The sequence below is a fragment of the Alteromonas confluentis genome (assembly GCF_001757105.1).
GTDB lineage: Bacteria > Pseudomonadota > Gammaproteobacteria > Enterobacterales > Alteromonadaceae > Alteromonas > Alteromonas confluentis.
Window position 1 is genome coordinate 11,626 of the sequence record NZ_MDHN01000032.1, and the last position, 20,596, is coordinate 32,221.

The 20,596-nt window shown below is 49.6% G+C and carries 22 protein-coding genes; 10 read left to right on the forward strand and 12 right to left on the reverse strand.

Annotated features, from left to right (window positions below; genetic code table 11):
- The first annotated feature begins 13 nt into the window (after window positions 1-13).
- Genes BFC18_RS14035 through trmB form a run of 3 tightly spaced genes read left to right on the forward strand, consistent with a single transcriptional unit; the run spans window position 14 to window position 2,392 of the window.
- The gene (locus BFC18_RS14035; protein WP_070126196.1) at window positions 14-943 is read left to right on the forward strand and encodes an ABC transporter ATP-binding protein; all 930 of its coding nucleotides are present in this window, start codon (window positions 14-16) and stop codon (window positions 941-943) included.
- Between the two features lie 2 nt (window positions 944-945).
- A complete protein-coding gene (locus BFC18_RS14040) occupies window positions 946-1,719 on the forward strand; it encodes an ABC transporter permease (protein ID WP_070126197.1) in 774 nt (257 codons plus the stop codon).
- Window position 1,720: 1 nt separating this feature from the next.
- Window positions 1,721-2,392: a tRNA (guanine(46)-N(7))-methyltransferase TrmB gene (gene trmB, locus BFC18_RS14045; protein WP_070126198.1), complete on the forward strand. Its 672-nt coding sequence runs from the start codon at window positions 1,721-1,723 to the stop codon at window positions 2,390-2,392.
- A 38-nt stretch (window positions 2,393-2,430) separates the two neighbouring features.
- Here the strand turns inward: trmB and BFC18_RS14050 are convergent, their stop codons facing one another.
- Entirely contained in the window at window positions 2,431-2,997 is a 567-nt protein-coding gene (locus BFC18_RS14050; protein WP_070126199.1) for a PH domain-containing protein, read from the reverse strand.
- 15 nt (window positions 2,998-3,012) lie between these two features.
- Complete coding sequence (locus BFC18_RS14055) at window positions 3,013-3,741, reverse strand: EAL domain-containing protein (RefSeq protein ID WP_070126200.1); 729 nt, start codon at window positions 3,739-3,741, stop codon at window positions 3,013-3,015.
- 309 nt (window positions 3,742-4,050) lie between these two features.
- Between BFC18_RS14055 and panP the strand changes: the two genes are divergently transcribed.
- Window positions 4,051-5,676 carry a pyridoxal-dependent aspartate 1-decarboxylase PanP gene (gene panP, locus BFC18_RS14060; RefSeq protein WP_070126201.1) on the forward strand — a complete coding sequence of 542 codons (1,626 nt, stop codon included), beginning with the start codon at window positions 4,051-4,053 and terminating at the stop codon, window positions 5,674-5,676.
- Between the two features lie 82 nt (window positions 5,677-5,758).
- Here the strand turns inward: panP and panC are convergent, their stop codons facing one another.
- The 7 genes from panC to sfsA all read right to left on the reverse strand — a co-directional run bounded on the left by panC (window position 5,759) and on the right by sfsA (window position 11,736).
- Entirely contained in the window at window positions 5,759-6,598 is an 840-nt protein-coding gene (gene panC / locus BFC18_RS14065) for a pantoate--beta-alanine ligase (protein ID WP_425388393.1), read from the reverse strand.
- Between the two features lie 12 nt (window positions 6,599-6,610).
- A complete protein-coding gene (gene panB, locus BFC18_RS14070) occupies window positions 6,611-7,405 on the reverse strand; it encodes a 3-methyl-2-oxobutanoate hydroxymethyltransferase (RefSeq protein WP_070126203.1) in 795 nt (264 codons plus the stop codon).
- Between the two features lie 60 nt (window positions 7,406-7,465).
- Window positions 7,466-7,969, reverse strand: a complete 504-nt coding sequence (folK, locus tag BFC18_RS14075; protein ID WP_070126204.1) for a 2-amino-4-hydroxy-6-hydroxymethyldihydropteridine diphosphokinase — start codon at window positions 7,967-7,969, stop codon at window positions 7,466-7,468.
- Entirely contained in the window at window positions 7,962-9,284 is a 1,323-nt protein-coding gene (pcnB, locus tag BFC18_RS14080) for a polynucleotide adenylyltransferase PcnB (protein WP_083273109.1), read from the reverse strand. The genes folK and pcnB overlap by 8 nt, the downstream gene beginning before the upstream one ends.
- A gap of 95 nt (window positions 9,285-9,379) precedes the next feature.
- Window positions 9,380-10,291, reverse strand: coding sequence for a tRNA glutamyl-Q(34) synthetase GluQRS (gene gluQRS, locus BFC18_RS14085; protein WP_070126205.1), 912 nt, complete (start codon window positions 10,289-10,291; stop codon window positions 9,380-9,382).
- Window positions 10,292-10,361: 70 nt separating this feature from the next.
- Complete coding sequence (gene dksA, locus BFC18_RS14090) at window positions 10,362-10,811, reverse strand: RNA polymerase-binding protein DksA (protein WP_070126290.1); 450 nt, start codon at window positions 10,809-10,811, stop codon at window positions 10,362-10,364.
- A 223-nt stretch (window positions 10,812-11,034) separates the two neighbouring features.
- Window positions 11,035-11,736: a DNA/RNA nuclease SfsA gene (sfsA, locus tag BFC18_RS14095; RefSeq protein ID WP_070126206.1), complete on the reverse strand. Its 702-nt coding sequence runs from the start codon at window positions 11,734-11,736 to the stop codon at window positions 11,035-11,037.
- Window positions 11,737-11,856: 120 nt separating this feature from the next.
- Here sfsA and pepB point away from each other — a divergent pair, with 120 nt between their 5' ends.
- Window positions 11,857-13,146, forward strand: a complete 1,290-nt coding sequence (gene pepB, locus BFC18_RS14100) for an aminopeptidase PepB (protein ID WP_070126207.1) — start codon at window positions 11,857-11,859, stop codon at window positions 13,144-13,146.
- Window positions 13,147-13,222: 76 nt separating this feature from the next.
- Here pepB and BFC18_RS14105 read toward each other — a convergent pair whose 3' ends face one another.
- Window positions 13,223-13,405 (reverse strand): MerR family transcriptional regulator, encoded by a 183-nt coding sequence (locus BFC18_RS14105; RefSeq protein WP_070126208.1) that lies wholly within the window; start codon window positions 13,403-13,405, stop codon window positions 13,223-13,225.
- 176 nt (window positions 13,406-13,581) lie between these two features.
- Between BFC18_RS14105 and BFC18_RS14110 the strand changes: the two genes are divergently transcribed.
- Together BFC18_RS14110 and BFC18_RS14115 are read left to right on the forward strand one after the other, a co-directional pair.
- Complete coding sequence (locus tag BFC18_RS14110) at window positions 13,582-14,193, forward strand: YhgN family NAAT transporter (RefSeq protein ID WP_070126209.1); 612 nt, start codon at window positions 13,582-13,584, stop codon at window positions 14,191-14,193.
- The gene (locus BFC18_RS14115; protein WP_070126210.1) at window positions 14,190-14,768 is read left to right on the forward strand and encodes a YjaG family protein; all 579 of its coding nucleotides are present in this window, start codon (window positions 14,190-14,192) and stop codon (window positions 14,766-14,768) included. Before BFC18_RS14110 ends, BFC18_RS14115 begins: the two co-directional genes overlap by 4 nt.
- Window positions 14,769-15,146: 378 nt before the next feature.
- Here the strand turns inward: BFC18_RS14115 and rsmD are convergent, their stop codons facing one another.
- Window positions 15,147-15,737 carry a 16S rRNA (guanine(966)-N(2))-methyltransferase RsmD gene (gene rsmD, locus BFC18_RS14120; protein ID WP_070126211.1) on the reverse strand — a complete coding sequence of 197 codons (591 nt, stop codon included), beginning with the start codon at window positions 15,735-15,737 and terminating at the stop codon, window positions 15,147-15,149.
- Window positions 15,738-15,822: 85 nt separating this feature from the next.
- On the opposite strand from rsmD, the gene ftsY reads away from it, so the two are divergent.
- From ftsY to ftsX, 3 genes are read left to right on the forward strand one after another with little or no spacing between them, the layout of a single operon-like run.
- Window positions 15,823-17,343, forward strand: a complete 1,521-nt coding sequence (ftsY, locus tag BFC18_RS14125) for a signal recognition particle-docking protein FtsY (RefSeq protein WP_070126212.1) — start codon at window positions 15,823-15,825, stop codon at window positions 17,341-17,343.
- A gap of 44 nt (window positions 17,344-17,387) precedes the next feature.
- Complete coding sequence (gene ftsE, locus BFC18_RS14130; protein ID WP_070126213.1) at window positions 17,388-18,074, forward strand: cell division ATP-binding protein FtsE; 687 nt, start codon at window positions 17,388-17,390, stop codon at window positions 18,072-18,074.
- Window positions 18,074-19,054, forward strand: coding sequence for a permease-like cell division protein FtsX (ftsX, locus tag BFC18_RS14135; RefSeq protein WP_070126214.1), 981 nt, complete (start codon window positions 18,074-18,076; stop codon window positions 19,052-19,054). Before ftsE ends, ftsX begins: the two co-directional genes overlap by 1 nt.
- A 41-nt stretch (window positions 19,055-19,095) precedes the next feature.
- On the opposite strand, the gene BFC18_RS14140 is transcribed toward ftsX, so the two are convergent.
- On the reverse strand, window positions 19,096-20,334 hold the full coding sequence (locus BFC18_RS14140) for an EAL and HDOD domain-containing protein (RefSeq protein ID WP_070126215.1): 1,239 nt from the start codon (window positions 20,332-20,334) through the stop codon (window positions 19,096-19,098).
- Window positions 20,335-20,596 lie beyond the last annotated feature (262 nt).

A 20,596-nucleotide genomic window follows, 5' to 3' on the forward strand; every position in this document is an offset into this window, starting at 1 on the left:
AGACGGGCAGAGCATGAAAGCGCTGGATATAAACGATCTTAAAAAAGTCTACAAAGGTGGCGTGCAGGCCTTGCGCGGTGTCAACCTGGAAGTAGACGAGGGTGACTTCTTCGCCTTGCTGGGGCCAAACGGCGCCGGTAAATCCACTACCATCGGTATTATCAGTTCACTGGTGAATGCTTCAGAAGGCGAAGTGAAAGTCTTTGGCTTCGATTTGAACACGCAGAAAGAGCAGGCGAAATCCTGTATTGGACTGGTACCGCAGGAATTCAACTTCAACCAGTTTGAAACGGTACTGCAAATTGTACTGAATCAGGCAGGATATTACGGCGTGCCACGTGGTGTTGCCAAAGAGCGAGCCGAGAAATATCTCAAGCAACTCGATTTGTGGGGAAAGCGCGACATGGCTGCGCGCACCTTGTCTGGCGGTATGAAACGTCGCCTGATGATAGCCCGCGCGCTGATGCATGAACCTAAGCTACTTATTCTTGATGAACCTACCGCCGGCGTGGATATTGAAATCCGTCGCTCCATGTGGGATTTCCTCAAAACCATCAACGAGCAGGGCATTACCATTATCCTCACCACCCACTATCTGGAAGAAGCAGAAATGCTTTGTCGCAACATTGCCATCATCGACAAAGGCACCATTGTTGAGAACACCAGCATGAAAGCGCTGTTGTCTAAGCTCACGCTGGAAACCTTTGTACTGGACTTAGGTGAGTACACTGCCAAGCCGGAAGTGGCTGGCTATCAAACTCGCTTTATCGATGACACTACGCTGGAAGTGGATGTAGAGAAAAGTGAAGGGTTAAATCCGGTGTTCTCCCAGCTTACTGAGCAGGGCGTACCGGTACTGAGTATGCGGAACAAGTCGAACCGTCTGGAAGAATTATTTGTGACCTTAGTTGAATCGGGTCGTCAGGCTCAGAAGGAGGCGTAAGCATGCACGGACAAAATAACTGGATTGCACTGAACACGATCTGGATAAAAGAGTGTACCCGTTTTCTGCGCATCTGGGTGCAAACGCTGGTGCCACCGGCCATCACCATGTCACTGTATTTCGTGATTTTCGGTAACCTGATAGGTAACCGCATTGGTGAAATGGGCGGCTTTACCTACATGGAATTTATCGTTCCCGGTCTTATCATGATGTCGGTGATCACCAACTCCTACGCTAACGTGTCGTCATCTTTCTTCAGCGCGAAATTTCAACGCAACATTGAAGAGCTGCTGGTGGCACCGGTGCCAACCTGGGTAATCATTTTTGGTTACGTAGGCGGCGGTGTTGCGCGGGCCATTCTCATTGGCATCATTGTTACCGCGGTGTCTATGTTCTTTGTGGACGTGAATATTCACAGTTTTACCGCCATTATCGTTACCCTGTTGCTAACCTCAACGTTGTTTGCCACGGCGGGTCTGGTGAATGCGCTTTACGCAAAAACCTTTGATGACATCAGTATGGTGCCTACCTTTGTGCTGACGCCGCTAACCTATCTCGGCGGTGTGTTTTATTCATTGTCCTTATTGCCTGAATTCTGGCAAGCAGTCAGTAAAGCCAATCCGATTGTGTATATGGTTAACGGTTTCCGTTACGGCTTTTTGGGTGTGTCTGACGTAAATGTGTCGGTTTCGGTGGGCATTCTGGTTGGTTTCAATATTTTGCTGTACGGCATTGCCCACTATCTGCTGACCAAAGGTCGCGGTATTCGGAGTTAATGTGAGTTCAGGTAATTCAAGGGAAGTCCTGAGTAATCAGCAGGGCATTCATGACAAACTGGATGAGCTGGTAGCGCGCTATCGCAAGAGTGAAAACAAGCGACCCATCAGCGACCATACCCGTCAGACCTTCAACGATGTGTGCGCCTGGCTCGATGGCTGGCAGGGCGAGGTTATACTCGATTCATGCTGTGGCGTGGGCGAAAGCACGGCCAATCTGGCGGCGCGGTTCCCGGATGCACGGATCGTTGGCATTGATAAATCTGCACTACGGGTAGGTAAGCACGAGCACTATCAGTCTGAAAATCAGAACTATGCGGTATTTCGTGCCGATGTGAATGATTTCTGGCGTCTGGCAGGTGAAACGGAATGGAATATCGTGCGGCATTTTTTGCTGTATCCCAACCCGTACCCGAAGTCAGCGCAAATTCAGAAACGCTGGTATGCATCGGCCGCAATGGTGGATTTAATGGCGCTAACGCCGAATATCGAGGTGCGCAGTAACTGGTTACTGTACCTTCTGGAATTTGGCCGTGCGGCTGCACAGTATGGATTGTCCAGCGATGTGGGTGAAATCACTGGCGATGATCATATGACGCCCTTCGAGCGCAAATATCGCGGAAGCGGTCAGACCTGCTGGCAGCTTAACGTGTATCATGATGAAGCGGAATAGGTCCTACTGACTGAGAAAACAAAGCGGGCTGAGTTTATTCAGCCCGTTTTTTGTTCAGCCCGTTTTTTTGCGTCGATTAATTGGGATAGCAAGCCTTCGATGCGTTGTACGCTTGCGGTCAGGGCGGCTAAATCCGATGTGTCAGCAGATTGCTTCGTGTCGCTCTCAGGCGGTGTAGAGGGCTTCCCAGCGAGGTTTTCTTTCTGTTCCAGTATCAACTCACGAAAATGTTCTGCGTCGACCACTCCCAGCAAAGATACCAGCGCCCCCATGCCGGATTGCCCTGCAGTTTCGAAACTCAGTTTATGAATGTTGAATGCACGCATGATAGGGCCTTGGACCAGAGACACATCGGTGATCTTATCCAGTGGAATCGTTTTTTCTTCTTTATTGAACACGCCCCGTTTGACGATGAGCTTACGTTCGGTCAGCGTCGCAGAAATCGACGCGAGCACGCGCCCGGCGCACAAAAAGAAAACAGGTATTGAGAGTACAAGTAAAGGAATACCAACCACTGTCACGGTGGAAATCAGCAGCAAATTGATTAGCCAGTAGGTTTTTACTGCCGGGTTCATCTGTGCATTGAATAAGACGTTTTCTGCCATAATTTCTGATTAATCTCAATGAGCCGTAGCGGTATTGGGTTGCGGCGAAGGCTCGCAGAATACAAAGCCTTGAGCGTACTGAATAGGCATGCTCATGACTTTCTCCAGGGTGTCGGCATCCTCAATGTGCTCGGCAACGATGCTCATATGGCGCTCTTTTGCTAAATCGCATACGCTCAATACAAAGTCTTCAATGGCCGAATGCTGGTCAAGACGGCGCAGCAGGCTCCCGTCTAGCTTCACACCGCGTAAGGGGAGGTTCATTAGGTTGCGGATATTGGCGCTTTGTTTGCCCAGGTTGTCGATGAATACGCCCATTCCGCTGTGCAAGGACTTATCAATAAAGCGCTTTAGCTTATCGTAATGCTTAAAGGCCACATCTGCACTCACTTCAACACTTACCCTGGACGGATTGGGATAGTTTGCCAATTGCGCAATCAAAGAATGAAGCAGATCATCGTTTTCCAAATCGCTGGCATCAAGATTAATATTCCAAGGGGTATTGGAATCTTCGAAATAGACGGCGCTTTTGCAAAACATCATTTCGGCAAGCTGCTGAACATGATTATGACGCTCAATTAAATAAAGAAAATCGCTGGGTAAAAATACTCGCTGCTCTGGAGTAACTAGACGTGCCAGACACTCATAGCGCCATACTCTTTCAGACCGGATATCGACGATAGGTTGAAAGTAAGGCACAATAGCATCCAGAGTGTAGTTATCTGTTATTTCTCGAAATGGCATGTCACTCGCCTCTGGCTATTCCTCATCTTTTCACTATAGCAGAGGTTGTCAGATTGCCCATTCTCTATTTTACCGTTCGTAGCGGAAACGGTGATGATGGTCGATAGTTACCATCATGTTGGCGGTATATCACGACAGCTTAATTCGACTGCCTCTTGGCGTTCGAGGGTTTCTGGGGTAAAGTTCCGCACTTTGTAAGATGCGTGCTAAGTTTTCATGGTTACTGACGAAGTGAGTCAGGGAGTGGTAAACGCCGTCCATTTCAGTGACGTGGCGCGGTTGCTCCGAATTAAATAAGAGGTGTGTGGAGTGGGTGAAGCTCAAGTTAGTCTGAAACATCTGTTTCGGGTCTTTACCAAGCCTGAACACAAAGACTCAAAGCTTGCACAAATCGAACAGCATTTGTCAGATAACATTCTGGATTTCTTATCCCAGCATGTGGTGACAAAGAAGACGTCTCTTGAAGAGATTGAGCAGGATTTCTCCGATGCTTTTGTACCGGAGTCACCTGAGTTCGTGTCGTCTCATGCCGAAAACTTGCTCGACAAACTGGTCGCGCATTCTGTTAATACCTATTCCCCGACCTTTATTGGTCACATGACTTCTGCGCTTCCTTATTTTCATTTGCCGCTGGCCAAGCTGCTGGTGGGGCTGAATCAGAACCTGGTGAAAATTGAAACCTCCAAAGCGTTTACCCCGCTGGAGCGTCAGGTGTTGGGGATGATGCACAATTTAGTGTATGGCCAGGAAGACAGCTGGTATCAGCAATATTTGCACAGCGCCCGTCATGCGCTGGGGGCGTTTGGTTCCGGTGGCACGGTTGCGAACATTACTGCATTGTGGGTTGCCCGCAATAAAATGCTGGGCGCGGATAAGGGCTTTGCCGGTGTGGCTAAATCAGGTTTAGCCGCGGCGTACCGTCACTACGATATCAATCAGATGGGCGTCATGTGTTCCCGTCGGGGTCACTATTCACTGTCTAAAGCGGTGGATGTACTCGGTATTGGCCGTGACAACCTGATCACATTGCCGTGCCCGCAGCAAACGCTACCGCCTGAGCAAGCGCTGGCAGAAGGTAAGCGCTATCAGGAAGAGGGAAATAAGCTATTGGCGTTGGTGGGGATCGGTGGTACCACTGAGACCGGCCACGTAGACCCTCTGGATGAATTGGCTGATGTGGCCAGAGAACTGGGGTGCTGGTTCCATGTTGATGCTGCCTGGGGCGGTGCGACGTTGTTTTCAGAAACCTATCGCACACGCTTAAAAGGCATTGAACGAGCAGATTCAGTTACTATTGATGCCCACAAGCAAATGTATGTGCCAATGGGCGCGGGTATGGTGCTGTTTAAGAATCCGGAAGATGCGAATAGCGTGCGTCATCATGCTCAGTACATTTTGCGCCAGGGTTCTAAGGATTTAGGTGCGACTACCCTGGAAGGCTCCCGGAATGGTATGGCCATGATGGTGTATTCGTCACTGCATATCTTCGGTCGCCGTGGTTACGAGCTGCTGATAGACGAAAGCATCAAGAAGGCCCGTAAGTTTGCGGACATGATTGAAGCCCATCCAGATTTCGAGCTGGTGACTGCGCCAACCTTATCTATTTTAACTTATCGCGTGTGTCCGCCGGTTATTCAGGAGAAACTGAAAACGGCTGATGAAGGTGAGAAAAACCAGATCAATCATAAGATTGATGTGCTGGTGGTGAATGTGCAGAAGCTGCAGCGTGAAGCCGGTAAGTCATTTGTTTCTCGAACCCGATTGGAAAACCCTGACTTTAATTCGCGCCCGATCACCGTATTCCGTGTGGTCATGGCGAATCCATTGACTACAGAGCAAGATCTTAAAAACATTCTTGCAGAGCAATCTAAAATTGCCCATGCACGCCATCTCTGGAAAGAACTGGAGAAAAGTGAGTCATCACTAACGACTTAGTAGTTAGTATTTGCTTGCATAAAAAAACCGCAAAAATTGCGGTTTTTTTGTAGGCAAATTTAGGTGAGCCAACGGGCCGTGCTTACACGCTGAAATAGAGGTTATCAATCAGTCGCGTAGTCCCTAAATACGCAGCGACCAGAATCACCAGGCTTTCTGTTTCAGCGTCGGCATCGCTTAAGTCGGTAGCATTCTTAACCGCGAGATAATCCGTTTTGAATCCGGCGTGATTAATTTTGCCAACAAACGCTTCGGTCAGGGCGGCGTAATCATTATTGCCGGCGAGAACAGACGCCTTCATTTCGCTAATCAGCTTATACAGTTGAGGCGCCAGTTCGCGTTCTGCGTCGGTCAGGTAGCCATTGCGGGAACTCATGGCGAGGCCACTGGCTTCACGCTCTGTGGGAACGCCAATGATTTCCAGGTTCATCGACAAATCCTTTGCCATTAAGCGAATGACCTGCAGTTGTTGAAAGTCTTTTTCACCGAAGAAAGCGATGTCCGGCGCTACCATATTAAAAAGTTTACACACGATGGTGGCTACCCCTCGGAAGTGTCCGGGACGGCTGGCACCACAGAGGATGTCGGAAATGCCTGGCACCTGAACAAATGTTTGCTGCTCCAATCCGCGAGGATACATCTCAGCAACTGAAGGCAAAAATACTGCAGCAACGCCAGCGGCTTCGAGCTTGGCCTTATCGGCATCAAGGGTACGCGGATAATTGTCCAAATCTTCGTTTTTGCCAAACTGCAAGGGGTTCACAAAAATCGACACAACCACTTCGTCGCATTTTGCTTTAGCAGCGTGAACCAGTTGCAAATGGCCATCGTGAAGGTTCCCCATAGTAGGAACAAACCCCACAACTTTCCCTTGTTTGCTCCATTCACGGCGCAGGGCGCGTAGATCATTTACAGTAGTCAGTGATTTCATGGATTACTCGAAGCTATGTTCTGGGCCAGGGAATGCACCGCTTTGTACATCTTCAATGTACTTTTGTACGGCCTTACGCATATCACCGGTTTCAACGAGGAAATTCTTGGAAAATTTCGGCATGTAGTTGGCTGAAATGCCGAACATGTCGTGCATTACCAGTACCTGGCCGTCGGTTTGTGCTCCCGCACCAATACCAATAACAGGAATAGACAGGGCTTCAGAAACAGTTTTTGCCAGCGAGGTGGGCACGCATTCCAGAACCAGCATTTGTGCACCGGCCGCTTCTAATGCTTTGGCATCGGCAAGTAACTTAGCCGCTTTATCTTCTTCGCGCCCTTGTACTTTAAATCCACCAATAACGTGTACAGACTGAGGCGTTAAGCCGAGGTGGCCGCACACCGGAACGCTACGTTCCACTAAGCCGCTAATGGTTTCCGCCAACCAGGTGCCACCTTCAATTTTTACCATACTGGCCCCCGCGGCCATGATCTTCGCCGCATTTTCGTAAGCAGCGACAGGCGTGGGATACGACATGAATGGCATATCGGCAACCACGAAGGCACGCTGCGTACCTTTACGTACGGCGCGGGTATGATAGGCAATGTCGTCGACGGTCACTGGCAAGGTGTCATCTTCGCCTTGTAAAACCATGCCCAGAGAGTCGCCAATAAGCAGAATATCTACATTTTGCTCATCGAACATTTTGGCAAAGCTGGCGTCGTAGGCCGTTAACATCGTTATTTTTTCACCGGCGGCTTTTTTCTTTTGCAGGCCAGAAATGGTGATTTTTTTCATAGAAAAACCTCAGTTGGCACAACCGACACAGGCAATTGGCGATGTGCGAACCATTCGGATTTATGCCTGCGTAGAAGGCGTCAGGCGTCGAAGTCCATCAAGATTGCAGCGGGATACCCATAAGGCGATAGGATTGCCGTCAGGCATAATCATTGATGGGGCAATTTCAAATAACGGAACCATCACGAACTCCCGCTCGGCTATGCCGTAATGGGGAAGGGTGAGTTCCTCGGTATTCATTTCTACGTTGCCGTAGAGCAGTATATCCAGATCCAGTGTCCGTGGACCCCAGCGCTCAGCTTTTCGCTCACGGCCATGTTCTTTTTCGATCCGTTGTAACTGGTGCAGTAACGTGAGCGGCTCCAGCGAGGTTTCCAGCAGACATACTGCATTCAGGTAGTCTGGCTGGTCCTGCGGACCCATAGGGGATGACCCGTAGACTGAAGAGCGCGCAAGTAAACGAGTCTGATCCAGCATGGCCATTTCACTACAGGCGGCTTCCAGCAGGGCGCCGGAATCCCCCAGGTTACTGCCTAGGCCAATGTAAACGTGTTCTTTATGCATCTCCGGCTTCCCGCTTTTGCGGCGCGCGACGGCGACGCTTGCGTGGACGAGGCGTGTTGCCGCCTTCGGTCTGGCGAAGGGTATTCAGCAGTTTCTTCTGCTTACCTGGATCGGCATGCTGGAATTCAGTCCACCAGTCAGCCAGTTCCATGGTGTCGCCGCCTTCAATTTCCCCTCGGACATGCAGGAAATCGTAACCGGCGCGGAATTTAGGATGGGACAACAGTTGGAATGCCCGGCGGCCAAATCGGCGGGGCAGGCGCTGCTGTAAAATCCAGATATCGCGGATCACCGTGGAGAAACGTTTCGGGATCATAATGCGCTGGGTCTGACGATGAATGACCTCGCCGGACGCAATATTAAAGGCGTCGTGCTGATTCAGGCCGCTTTCAGCCTGCAGCTTCTGTGCATGCTCTTCCAGCGGATACCATAGCAGGGCGGCGTACAAAAATGCCGGCGTCACACGCTGGTTGCTGTTAATGCGCTCGTCGGTGTTTTCCAGCACTTTCAGAATAAACTGGAATTCGCGGCTTTCCGGGTTCTTCACAATAGTTTCCAGTTGTGGGAACAGCGGAGCCAGTAACCCGTACTGCTGCAGCATTTTGAATGTTTTTACCCCGGCACCAGCCAGGAACAGTTTCAGGGTTTCTTCGAACAGGCGGGCCGGCGGAATATTTGCCAGCAGATGGGCCAGTTCAGGAATAGGTTTAGCCGTACGCGGCGTGAGCGTCATGTCGAGCTTGGCGGCAAAGCGTATCGCGCGGATCATGCGTACCGGATCTTCCCGGTAACGGGTTTCCGGGTCGCCAATCAGTTCTACTTCGCGGTTTGCTATGGCTTTACGGCCATTAGCAAAATCCGTCACGCTGAAATCAGCCACGCTGTAGTACATGGCATTAAAGGTAAAGTCGCGGCGCTCGGCATCTTCTTCGATGGAACCGAAAACATTGTCACGAACTAACTGGCCTTCTGCATCCTGCTGGCCGAGTTTGTTGCCGTCCTCATCATCGCTGTGATGACCACGGAAGGTGGCAACTTCAATGATTTCACGCCCAAACACGATATGTGCTAAGCGGAAGCGACGGCCAATCAGACGGCAGTTTTTGAACAGCCCTTTAATTTGCTCTGGCGTGGCATTCGTTACCACATCAAAATCTTTTGGCTTCTGGCCCAGCATGAGGTCGCGGACACAGCCGCCTACCAGGTAAGATTCAAAGCCAGATTTATTGAGGCGATACATCACTTTCAGCGCGTTATCACTGATATCTTCCCGTGAAATCCCGTGTTCTGCACGGGGAAGGGTAAAGGCCTGTATTGCCGCTTCTGAGGCCGAGTCCTTGTTAAGAACCCGTTTTACCGTTTTTAACACGCGCGTAATGATGATGCTGTCTCCAAAAAATGGGGCTGAAATTAAAAAGTCGTATGATAAGTGGATTCTGTTGCAGCGACAATAATTTCCCGCTGCCGAGGAAGTTTATCACAATTCCAGTGCTCAATTGCCCATTGTAGCACGCCGTTTACCGATTCGTTTAGCAGGTCATTCGGTACAGGCAAACCGAGAAAGGCCAGTGCCCGATGAAGGTTCTCAACTGCATGGGCATTGTCTAATGCCGTGGCATGGTTCTGCTTGCTTAGCTTTCTACCTTCGGCAACAGAAGCTACCGGAATATGAGCATAGCGGGGAGGAACTTCATTTAGCAAGGCATACAGGCTGAGATGCGTTGCAGTGGTGGTAAGTAGGTCGCTGCCGCGCACAATATCGGTGACACCTTGAAAAATATCATCCAGCACTACAACCAGGTTATAAGAAAACAGGCCGTCCCGTCGTTTAAGTACCGTATCTTCCAGAGCGTGTTCATCTGTTACCGTGATATCGCCGAGAATACGGTCGTGAAACTGATTTACTGGCATATCTAGTTTCAGCCGTATCGCCGCCCCTTCACTGCTATGCTGACTGTGGCGACACGTCCCCTGATAAATACCACCGGTTTCTTTAATCTTTTTGCGCGTACAGGTGCAATAGTACGCCATACCTTGGGCGACAAGTTTATCTACCACGGCTTGATAACGCGCGTGTTGCTGTGACTGGTAAATCACCTCACCGTCCCACGTTAAACCGTGAGCTTCAAGGGTTTTTAGTATGAGCTGGTCTGCGCCGGTAATGCATCTGGGTTCATCGATATCTTCCATGCGAAGCAACCATTTACCATGATTAGCACGGGCATCGAGAAAACTGGCTAGCGCGGCAACAAGAGAGCCGAAATGGAGCGGGCCGGAAGGCGAGGGAGCAAATCTGCCGATGTAAAGGGAGGAACCGGTCATGATTTTAAGCGTAAAAAAGGTTAAAAGTGCAGATCCAAGACCTGCACCTTCTTAAACAACAAAGCAGAGATTAGCCTTGCAGCTGTTTCTCTTTGATCTCAGCCATGGTTTTGCAGTCGATGCATAAGTCAGCAGTCGGACGTGCTTCCAAACGACGGATACCAATTTCGATACCGCACTGATCACAGAAACCGAAATCATCGTCTTCGATGCGACGCATGGTTTTCTCAATTTTCTTAATCAGTTTACGTTCACGGTCACGTGTACGTAGTTCAAGGCTGAATTCTTCTTCTTGAGCGGCACGGTCTACCGGATCAGGGAAGTTAGCAGCTTCGTCTTTCATGTGCGTTACTGTGCGATCAACTTCTTCACGCAATTGGTCACGCCAGGCTTTCAGCAACAAACGGAAATGTTCCATTTGCGCATCGTTCATGTACTCTTCGTCAGGCTTTGGCTGGTAAGGCGCAAGGCCGGCTAAGGCTAAAAGGCCCAGGGATTTCGTTTCTTTTCCTGTTGGCATGTGCCACATCTCCTACACTACGACACCCATAGTTATTGTCCTGAACAACCCAGTATCTATAGCAGAATCACTATGTTCAGGCAACGTTGGTGTCAAAGTTACCCTTCCGTTAATCACTGCATCCAATGCTTATCGATGCAAAGCGCCGGTGGCGTTTATACACCACTACGGTAAAAAGCAATGCGCAAATATGGCGTCCATCTGTGAAATTGCAACTACTTTTTCACAAAATAACAGGGAGTGTTTGATTTACTTTGATATTTTGTTCGTTGATCTCGCAGCCCACCGCGATTATCCGCATGCCTTTTCCATGAGCATCGTTTACGGCGGCAGCATATTTAGGATCAATATGTTCTGCTGGGCGCACGTTGGTAATACCGGTGTGTTGTACACAGAACACCAATGTGGTTGCCACCCCGCTGGCCGCTAAGTTTCCTAATGTCTCACAATGTTTTGCTCCCCGGTCGGTTTTCGCGTCCGGAAAGTAGCCCTTATTATCGGACAGAAGTGTGACAGACTTTACTTCTATATAAGCATCGCCTGCATCGGTATAAACGCAAAAGTCGAAACGACTGTCTGCGCCTGGCGGTGTCACCTCAGCTTTCCACCCATAGATCGCAGAAAAAGCAGGGATGACCTTGTTATCCAGTGCTTCCGCTACCAGTTTATTAGCATTGTGGGTGTTTATGCCGATAAAATCGCCGTTAAAGGTTTTGGCCAGTTCCCAGGTGTAGCCGAGTTTTCGCTTCGGATTATTTGAAGGGGACAGATAAACGTCGAACCCTGGTTCGGCGCAGCCTGTCATGGCACCAGTGTTAGGGCAATGGGCAACCACTATTTCGCCGTTGTCGAGTTCGACATCAGCTAAAAATCGTTTGTACCGGCGAATAAGCTTTCCGTGTAGTAACGGCGTAGTAAACTGCATACAGACCACAAATTATTTTGATTTAAATAAAGGCATGCTGAATTTCATACCCGCGAACCTGTTACGTTCGCAATGAATGAATCCAGTGTTCCCAGTGTAACAAGCAAATAAGGAATTGTTATGTCGATTTTTTCCGTATCGCTTTCTTCTGATAAAGCGCCTGCCCATTGGGGCGAAAATGCAAAACTAAGCATGACGGCAGAGGGTGCCGTAGTGCATGTAGGTGGCGCTAGCGATACTGTGCGCGTGATTCGTCAGGCTGGTCGTCGCATCGATGGCTTGGGTATTGCTGAAGTGAAACTGAGTGGCGAATGGAGCAAAGATCAGCAGTGGGCCTTCGCAATGAGCTACACCCGTGCTCGTAAGCCGGGTTCAATTATCTGGGCAGAAACAGCTGATAAAGACGAGCTTGAGCGTTGCTATGCTGCGTTGCTGTTTACCCGGAGCCTGGTAAACGATACTCCGGAAGATTTGTCACCTGAAACGCTGGCTTTGCGTGCGGCGCAGTGGATTGAATCCCTGGGCGGTGACAAAGTTACCGTGTCGACGATTGTTGGTGAAGCACTGAAAGAAGCAGGCTGGACTGGTATTTATAATGTAGGTCGCGGCAGTGAGCGGCCCCCTGTGTTCTTAGAGCTAGACTACAATCCTACTGGCAAAGAAGACGCGCCGGTAGATGCCGTGTTGGTAGGAAAAGGCATTACTTTCGACAGCGGTGGTTACAGTATTAAATCCAGTGAAGGTATGCTGGACATGAAATGTGATATGGGTGGCGCAGCCACCGTCACTGGCGCGCTGGGTTTGGCAATCAGCCAAGGGTTGAACAAGCGCGTTAAGCTACTGCTTTGTTGTGCTGAAAACCTGATCAGCGGCCATGCCTACAAGTTGGGTGATGTGCTGACCTACAAAAACGGCCTGACGGTAGAAATCGTGAACACCGACGCCGAAGGCCGCTTGGTACTGGCTGACGGTTTGATCCGCGCAACGGAAACCGGTGCTCCACTTATCATTAACGCCGCCACCTTAACGGGTGCGGCTACCGTGGCACTGGGTAACGAATATCATGCGGTATTCAGTATGGATGAAAAAGCCCGAGCAGCGATGCTTGACGCGGGTAAAGCTGAAAACGAAGGATTCTGGCCGCTGCCAATTGAGAAATTCCACCAAGACAAGTGTCCTTCAGCGTTTGCTGATACCGCAAACAGCCGTGCCCAGAAAGGTGGTGGTGCCGGTGGTGCTTCTAATGCCGCTGGCTTCTTGTCTCGTTTTGTTAATGAAGAAGGGACTGGCTGGGTGCACCTCGACTTAGCCGCGGCTTATCACGGTAGTGCAACCGCAGAAATGCCTGCGGGTGCAACGGGAATTGGCATTCGCAGTATTGCCAGAATGTTGCAGGATTATCAGGGCTGATAAAACCTTTGAACGACCAGGCCGGTAATGGAAACGTTACCGGCTTTTTTTATTTTTTTGCAGACAGTGTGAGAGGCTATATACCGCCAAGGCGCTCGGCCAGCTGTTTATAACGGGCAACGTCATCTTCTTCAAAAAGGGGTTTGCCATCTTCAGATTTACTTTTCGCAATTAAAAGGTGCTCACGTTCCAGACGCTCTACCCGGATAGGTTGTACGCCAAGATAATTTGCCACTTCTTCTATAGACATCATACTCATAGTTTTCATTCCTGATTGATTAGATAGTAAAATCAACGCGTAAATGCGACAATCCCGCGCTCATTCAGCCTTGCCTGCCGAAGCTTTCTGGATCTGATTTGCATTTGCCGGAAATTTAAAAATAGCAGTGCATGCTGTTAAGTCCAATTTCGTATCACTTTAGGAGTCAATCGTTAATGGATACCTGGTCTGCGGCCATCATGTTATTTCTGATCATGGATCCGCTAGGTAATCTGCCGGTGTTTATGTCGGTACTCAAAAGTATTGAGCCGAAACGCCGAAGAGTGATTTTAATCCGCGAGCTAATTTTCGCTCTGGTGATTCTGCTCATCTTTTTATTCAGCGGCCAAGCGGTGTTGGATTTTCTGAATGTACGGCAGGAAACCGTGAGTATTGCTGGTGGTATCATTCTGTTTTTGATTGCGCTTAAAATGATTTTTCCACCGCAGTCTGGTAATGCACTTGGATTAGCGGTGGGCGAAGAACCTTTTCTGGTGCCATTGGCAATCCCGATGATTGCCGGGCCGTCGACGCTGGCAGCATTGATTCTGCTAGCAAACCAAGGGCCAAATCGTATGCTCGACTGGACGTTGGCATTAGGTGGTGCTTGGCTCATCAGTGCGATAATTCTGCTATTTTCAGAAGTGTTCCATCGGTTGTTAGGTGAAAGAGGTCTCACGGCTATGGAGCGACTGATGGGAATGATTCTGGTTATGATCTCAATTCAAATGTTTTTAGATGGCATTAGCCACTACCTGGTTCACGCGTCAGGAGCGTTGCAACAATGAAAAAACTGTCAACTTTTGCCCGTGTAAGACAGCTGGAAGGCTGGCAAGCGGTGGCCTTCAGCGCAGCGCTGCTAGAGCGTATGTTACCGAACTATGCATTGTTTAAAGAAGTGACCGGCTACGATGACGAAGGCGTGTGTGCGAGTTGCCTGTCGTTGTTGTGGGAATCGGTGCGTAGCCCGAAAAGTAAAATCAACTTTTCTCTTCAGTTGGAAAAAGTGGAACTGGTCACGCCGGATACGGCAGACTACGACACTTTTGGTGTATACCCAGCTATCGACGCCACCATTGGTCTGGCGGCGGCAATTGGTTTAGTACTGAAGCAAGATTTACAAGGTGCTGTCGTAGTAAGTAAACTGTCTCAGGGCAGTGTTGAAGCCTATTTGCTGGCCTCTGGCGTTGACGAAGAAGAAATTAAAGGCCATCCACTGATGGTTTTCGAAGTGGAACTGCAAAACGCCATGCTCGACCTGCTGGAAAAAGACGGCAGCCCTCTGGCCACCTGCGATAAACTCAAAGCCCTCGCCCTCGAAGAAGGCATCTCTAACATCGGCCTCGAAATCAATCCTGAGTGAGCGTGCGGATCGCTGGGCAGGCGTTGATGCAGAAAACACGCAGTGAACCCATCCATGGGTGCTCGACTGCCGCATCCCTGCGGCAGACGGTTTTCTGCATCAACGCCTGCCTCTGGCTTGTCCGCTCGCCCCCGAGGAATTAGCTATCAAGGGAACACGCCGTGAATCCATTCCTGGCTAAGCAGTTATAGATAGCGCAGTCGCATCCCTGCGACTGACAGTTCCCGAACTACACACCTTCACCGCCTGCGGGCTCACTGCGTGCAGCAGTGCTCGACTGCCGCATCCCTGCGGCAGGCGGTTTTCAGCGACAACAACTTCCGTCGACTACGTGCTTTGGTTGGCATCATCAGGGAAGCCGCGCTTCACCGCTCGCCTTTAGTCTTCCAGCGACAGCAGGCAGTACATCACCTGTGCGAGTTTCTTTTCTTTGACAATCTGCAGGCGTTCGCTGATGAGCGGGGAAGGGGCGCTGATTTCCTGTTCGACATAAATCACGCCGTCAGGTTTGAGCAGGTTTCTGTCCAGAATGGTCTTCAGCACAGGTTCAACCAGCCCTTTGTTGAAGGGCGGATCGATAAAAATGATATCGAACTGCTTATCTGTCGTAGTTAACACCTGTACCGCATCGCCGTTTATCACTTCGCCACTTGCAGACAACGTCGAAAGGTTGGTTTTCAGCTGAGTGGCCACATTTCGGTCTTTCTCAATAAATGTGCAGTAACCTGCGTAGCGGGAAAGGGCTTCAAAGCCCAGGCCGCCAGAGCCGGCAAAGGCATCCAGACAGTGGGCGTCGGGCAGATCATGCATCAGCCAGTTGAACAGGGTTTCTTTGTTGCGGTCGGTGGTGGGTCGCAGTCCGTCTACGTCTGCCACGGGCAGTTTTCGGCCGCGATACTGGCCTGAAATGATCCTGACGTTGCCTGATTTCGTCTTTTGTGTCTGAGGCTTTCTGGAGACTCGCTTCATAGGGGCTGACAATGTATGATAACGGCTATTGAAAGCCGGCCAGTGTAGCCGAATTTTGCCGATTTACTAAGGATTTGACCAAACAATGTCGAAACTTTTTGGCTGGTTCAGAAAGAACAAGCAACCTGAAAAAGAACAAAGTGAAGTAAAACCGCAAGAAAGCATCGCGGTTGAGACGCCAGCAACAGAAGTGCCTGTGCCCGCGCAAAGTAACGTTGAAGCAGAGGCCCCTGCCGAAGAAACGAAACCTGAAGAAGCTGTACAGAATGAATCTGTGGCTGAAGCGAAAGTTGTTGAGCCGGTTGAACCTCAGGTCATCCTACAGGCCCAGCCAAAGAGTACGGCTGCTGAGCAACCTGAACCCGACGTGCCTGCTTTTGATGAGCCTGTAGAGCCGTCATTACGGAAAACTGGTCCTGAGGATGCATCGGGGCCTGGATGGGTTGAGTCTGAGAAGGTTACCCAACAGGTAAAACAAGACGAAGTTCAGTCGGAAGTGGTTACTGACGAAGACATTACGCCAGAAGAAATTACGCCGGTTGTGGCCGCTGTGCCGGTGCCAGAATCTGAACTGGAGCAGGAGCCAGTATCTGAACCGGAGCTGGAAGTAGAAGCAGAACCAGAGCCGGTTATTGAAGCAAAGCCTGAACCGAAAGAAGAAAAGAAATCCCTGTTCAGTCGTCTGAAAGCTAGCTTGTCTCGCACTAAAGCGAATCTGGGTAGTGGTTTTGTTAGTTTGTTTCGTGGCAAAGCCATCGACGATGATCTCTACGAAGAGTTGGAAACCCAGTTACTGGTTGCCGATGTGGGCATGGACACCACACAGAAAATCATCAACAAGCTCACCGATAGCGCCAAGCGCTCGCAGTTGAAAGACGCAGAGGCACTGGTCGATATTCTGAAAGGTCAGATGCGCGATATGCTCAAATCCGTTGAGCGTCCGCTGGTTGAAGACATGAAGAACCATGATGCTAGCACCGGGCCATACGTCATTTTGATGGTAGGCGTGAACGGTGTGGGTAAAACCACTACCATCGGTAAGCTGGCTAAACAGTTCCAGCAGCAGGGCAAGAAGGTCATGCTGGCCGCTGGTGATACCTTCCGTGCCGCAGCGGTAGAGCAGCTGCAAGTGTGGGGTGAGCGTAACAAAATCCCTGTAATCGCGCAGCCTACGGGCTCTGACAGCGCGTCGGTACTTTATGATGCATTGGAAGCTGCGAAATCACGTGGAACCGACATCCTTATTGCTGATACCGCGGGACGTTTGCAAAACAAAAACAACCTGATGGAAGAGCTGAAGAAAGTCGTACGGGTAATGAAAAAGCTGAGCCCGAATGCCCCCCATGAAGTGATGCTGACTTTGGATGCCGGTACTGGCCAAAATGCGGTGAGCCAAGCGAAACTGTTTAATGAAGCCGTGGGTCTGACGGGTTTAACATTAACCAAGCTAGATGGCACTGCCAAAGGTGGCGTGATTTTCTCAATCGCCGATCAGTTTGGTATTCCTATCCGTTACATCGGTGTGGGTGAAGGCATTGACGATTTGCGCACTTTTAACGGCGACGAATTCATTGATGCTCTTTTCAGCGAGACCGAAAACGATTAACGTAACTGTTTTATCAGCCTTTTTCATCGTTGTAGGACGAGTAGATGATCAAATTTGACCAGGTGAGTAAAACCTATCCCGGCGGGCAGCTCGCGTTGTCGAAAGTTAGCTTTCACATTGAGCCCGGTGAGATGGCGTTTTTAACTGGTCACTCAGGAGCCGGTAAAAGTACCTTGCTCAAGTTGATCAGCATCATGGAACGTCCCAGTGTAGGAAAAGTGCTGATTAATGGTCACGACCTCAATCAAATAAAACGTCGGCAGATTGCTTTTATCCGTCGCGACATCGGCATGATTTTCCAAAGTCCTCACCTTCTCGATTCCAAAACGGTGTTCGATAACGTGGCACTGCCGCTGATCATTGAAGGTTATACCCGCAAAGAAACCTCGAAGCGGGTAGCGGCGGCATTGGAAATGGTCGGCTTACGTGACAAAGCCCGTAGTCTGCCTATGATGCTTTCCGGCGGTGAGGCCCAGCGTGTGGGTATCGCCCGTGCAGTCGTCAACAAGCCACCGTTATTACTCGCTGACGAACCTACCGGTAACCTAGACCCAAAACTCTCAATGGAAATAATCCGTCTGTTTGAAGATTTTAATCAGGCCGGTGTTTCTGTATTTGTCGCCACCCACGACCTGGGGCTTATTGCCAGAATGAAGTATCGCACCCTGACATTGCGGAACGGACAGATGATCACGGATGGGCTGAATGATGCCGCAGGAGAGGGGTGGTAATGAGTATTCTATTCAAAGGCCGTACCCAGGGCGCTAGTGATACCCGTATAGGCATTGTGCAAATGATCACTGCCTTTTATATCTCGCATGCCCGTCAGGCGTTGGGTAGTCTGGGAGAGCTTTGGCGGCAGCCTGCTGCATCGATAATGACTGTGGCCGTGTTGGGTTTGAGTATTACGTTGCCAAGCACCTTGTACATTCTGGTGAAGAACACAGAAAAAATCAGTGCTGGCTGGGATCAGGCCTCAGAGATCTCCTTATTTCTGAAAGAAGACACACCACCGGCCAGTGCACAGCAGTTGGTGGCCCGGCTTAATACCTGGCCGGAAATCGACAGCGTTACCTTTATTCCGGCTGATGACGCCCTTAAAGAGTTCCAGCATTTGTCTGGGCTCGGTGATGCCATTGCCTATCTTGAGTCTAATCCACTTCCCGATGTAGTACTTATCTCGCCAAACGAGAAACACGCTTCACCCACTGCGGCGCGCATGCTGTTGGAAAAGCTAAAGAGTCAGCGTGAGGTAGACATTGGCAAACTCGATATTGAATGGCTAGAGCGCCTCTATGCGCTGCTGGACATTGCCCGGGAACTGGTATCTCTCATCGGTATCCTGTTGTTCGTGTCGGTGGTGTTAATCATCGGAAACACTATCCGCCTGAATATACTCAGTAAGCGTGAGGAAATTTTGGTGATGAAGCTGGTGGGCGCTACGGACGCCTTTATTCATCGTCCATTTCTCTATACGGGGTTCTGGTACGGGCTGCTAGGCGGGCTGATTGCCTGGCTTGCTGTTATTATCATCCTTTGGTGGATGGACAGCAGCATACAGGCATTTGCCAGCATGTATCAGAAAGAATTCAACATCACGGGCCTGTCAGGTACGGCCTTGCTTACCATGCTCGGGCTTTCAATTTTGCTCGGTTTACTGGGGTCGTTGATGTCGGTGCAACGCCACGTGAGGGGAATCGAACCCCAGTAGCTTGATTCGCTACCGGGGCATAGCAATATGCCTATGTTAGGTTAACGGATAACTGGTTTCGGGAAGTAAGCCGAAATGGTTGAGCGTACACCGTTACCCCACTGAATGGCTTGGTTGTACATCATGTGCAGCTGTTTCTGATCGAAATCCAGTGCCTTGGATTGTTTAATGATGTTCATCCAAAGCGCCCCTTCGAATGCCCGTGACAGGCTGATGTAGCTGTTAAATTCGTCAGATTTGCCCAACAGGGCATCATTCACTTCATCGGTCAGTGGCAGCTGTTTTAATACATCTGGCATGTCTTGATCTAACAACGCATCCAGCAATGAAAACAGTCCGATAAGGAAACCAATTGGCGGATTCAAATGTACGCCCCGTTGTTGAGAAAGCAAATCGAAAAACTTCGCTCGCACCAGAGACATGTGAATTAGCTCCAGTGGTTTGTCATCGCTGAGGTTAGCCAATGATAACAGCGCGATAAACTTCTTAATTTCTACTTCGCCCATATAGGTCAAAGCATGTTTTAGCGATGTAATTTTATAGCGCTTATTAATGGCCGGATTATTTATAAACTTCAGTAGCAAGAAGCTCAGTGCTGCATCCCGTTCAATAATCTGATTAATTCGGTTTAGGTTAAAATCACTGCGGGCACTTTCACCCATTAGATCAACCAGGTTCATCTTCGACGCGGGAAGATGGCGCTGAATACGGGCTTCAGGCATGGCGAAGAAATAGCCCTGAAAGAAATCGAAACCCAGTGAGCGGCAGCTATCAAAGTCTTCGTGAGTATTAACCTGTTCTGCAACCAGTTTGATATTTGAATCGATATAGCGAGGAATATTCTTTTCAATTAAATCGTAATTGGTGCGGGTAACATCCACTTTGACGATGTCTATCAGTGAAAAAATATCCTGTTTGCCACTCAACATTAACGGATCGTCGATGGCCAGTTTAAATCCCAGATCTTTAATATGGGTACAGGCTTCAAGCAAGCCGGGCGTCGGTGCGTTAGGTTCATTAAGCTGAACAATCACTGACTCAGGATTTAAAGACGTTGGAAAGCGGGAGATCAGTGTGTCTGGATTAAAGTGAATAAAAGACTGCTTCTCGCCTGAGATGTCATCAAGACCCAACGGGTGAAAATGTTGGGCGATGTACTTTGCTTTCTCTGGCTCTAACTCTGGATACGCGCCACCCTTACCGTCGCGAAACAACAATTCGTAGGCGAAAACATCCTTTTCGCGATCTAGTATCGGCTGGCGTGCAATAAATGCGAACATACGACTGGCGTGTCCTTCCATCAGTGGTAAATATAATGATTCTGCACTACATGATCACCCTGTAATGCTGCAACAGCAAAGTATCAACTTTATCCTATAGGCCGCTGATTATCTATGGTTTCGTCATTCTTTTAACTTATGCACACCGCTTAATTGCAATAAACACCATATAAATAAAAAACTGAATACACGCCCAATTCGTAATAACTATAGTAGATGGTTCGCGACTTGCCGCGCAGCAGCGGCTTAGGCATTAAGCTAT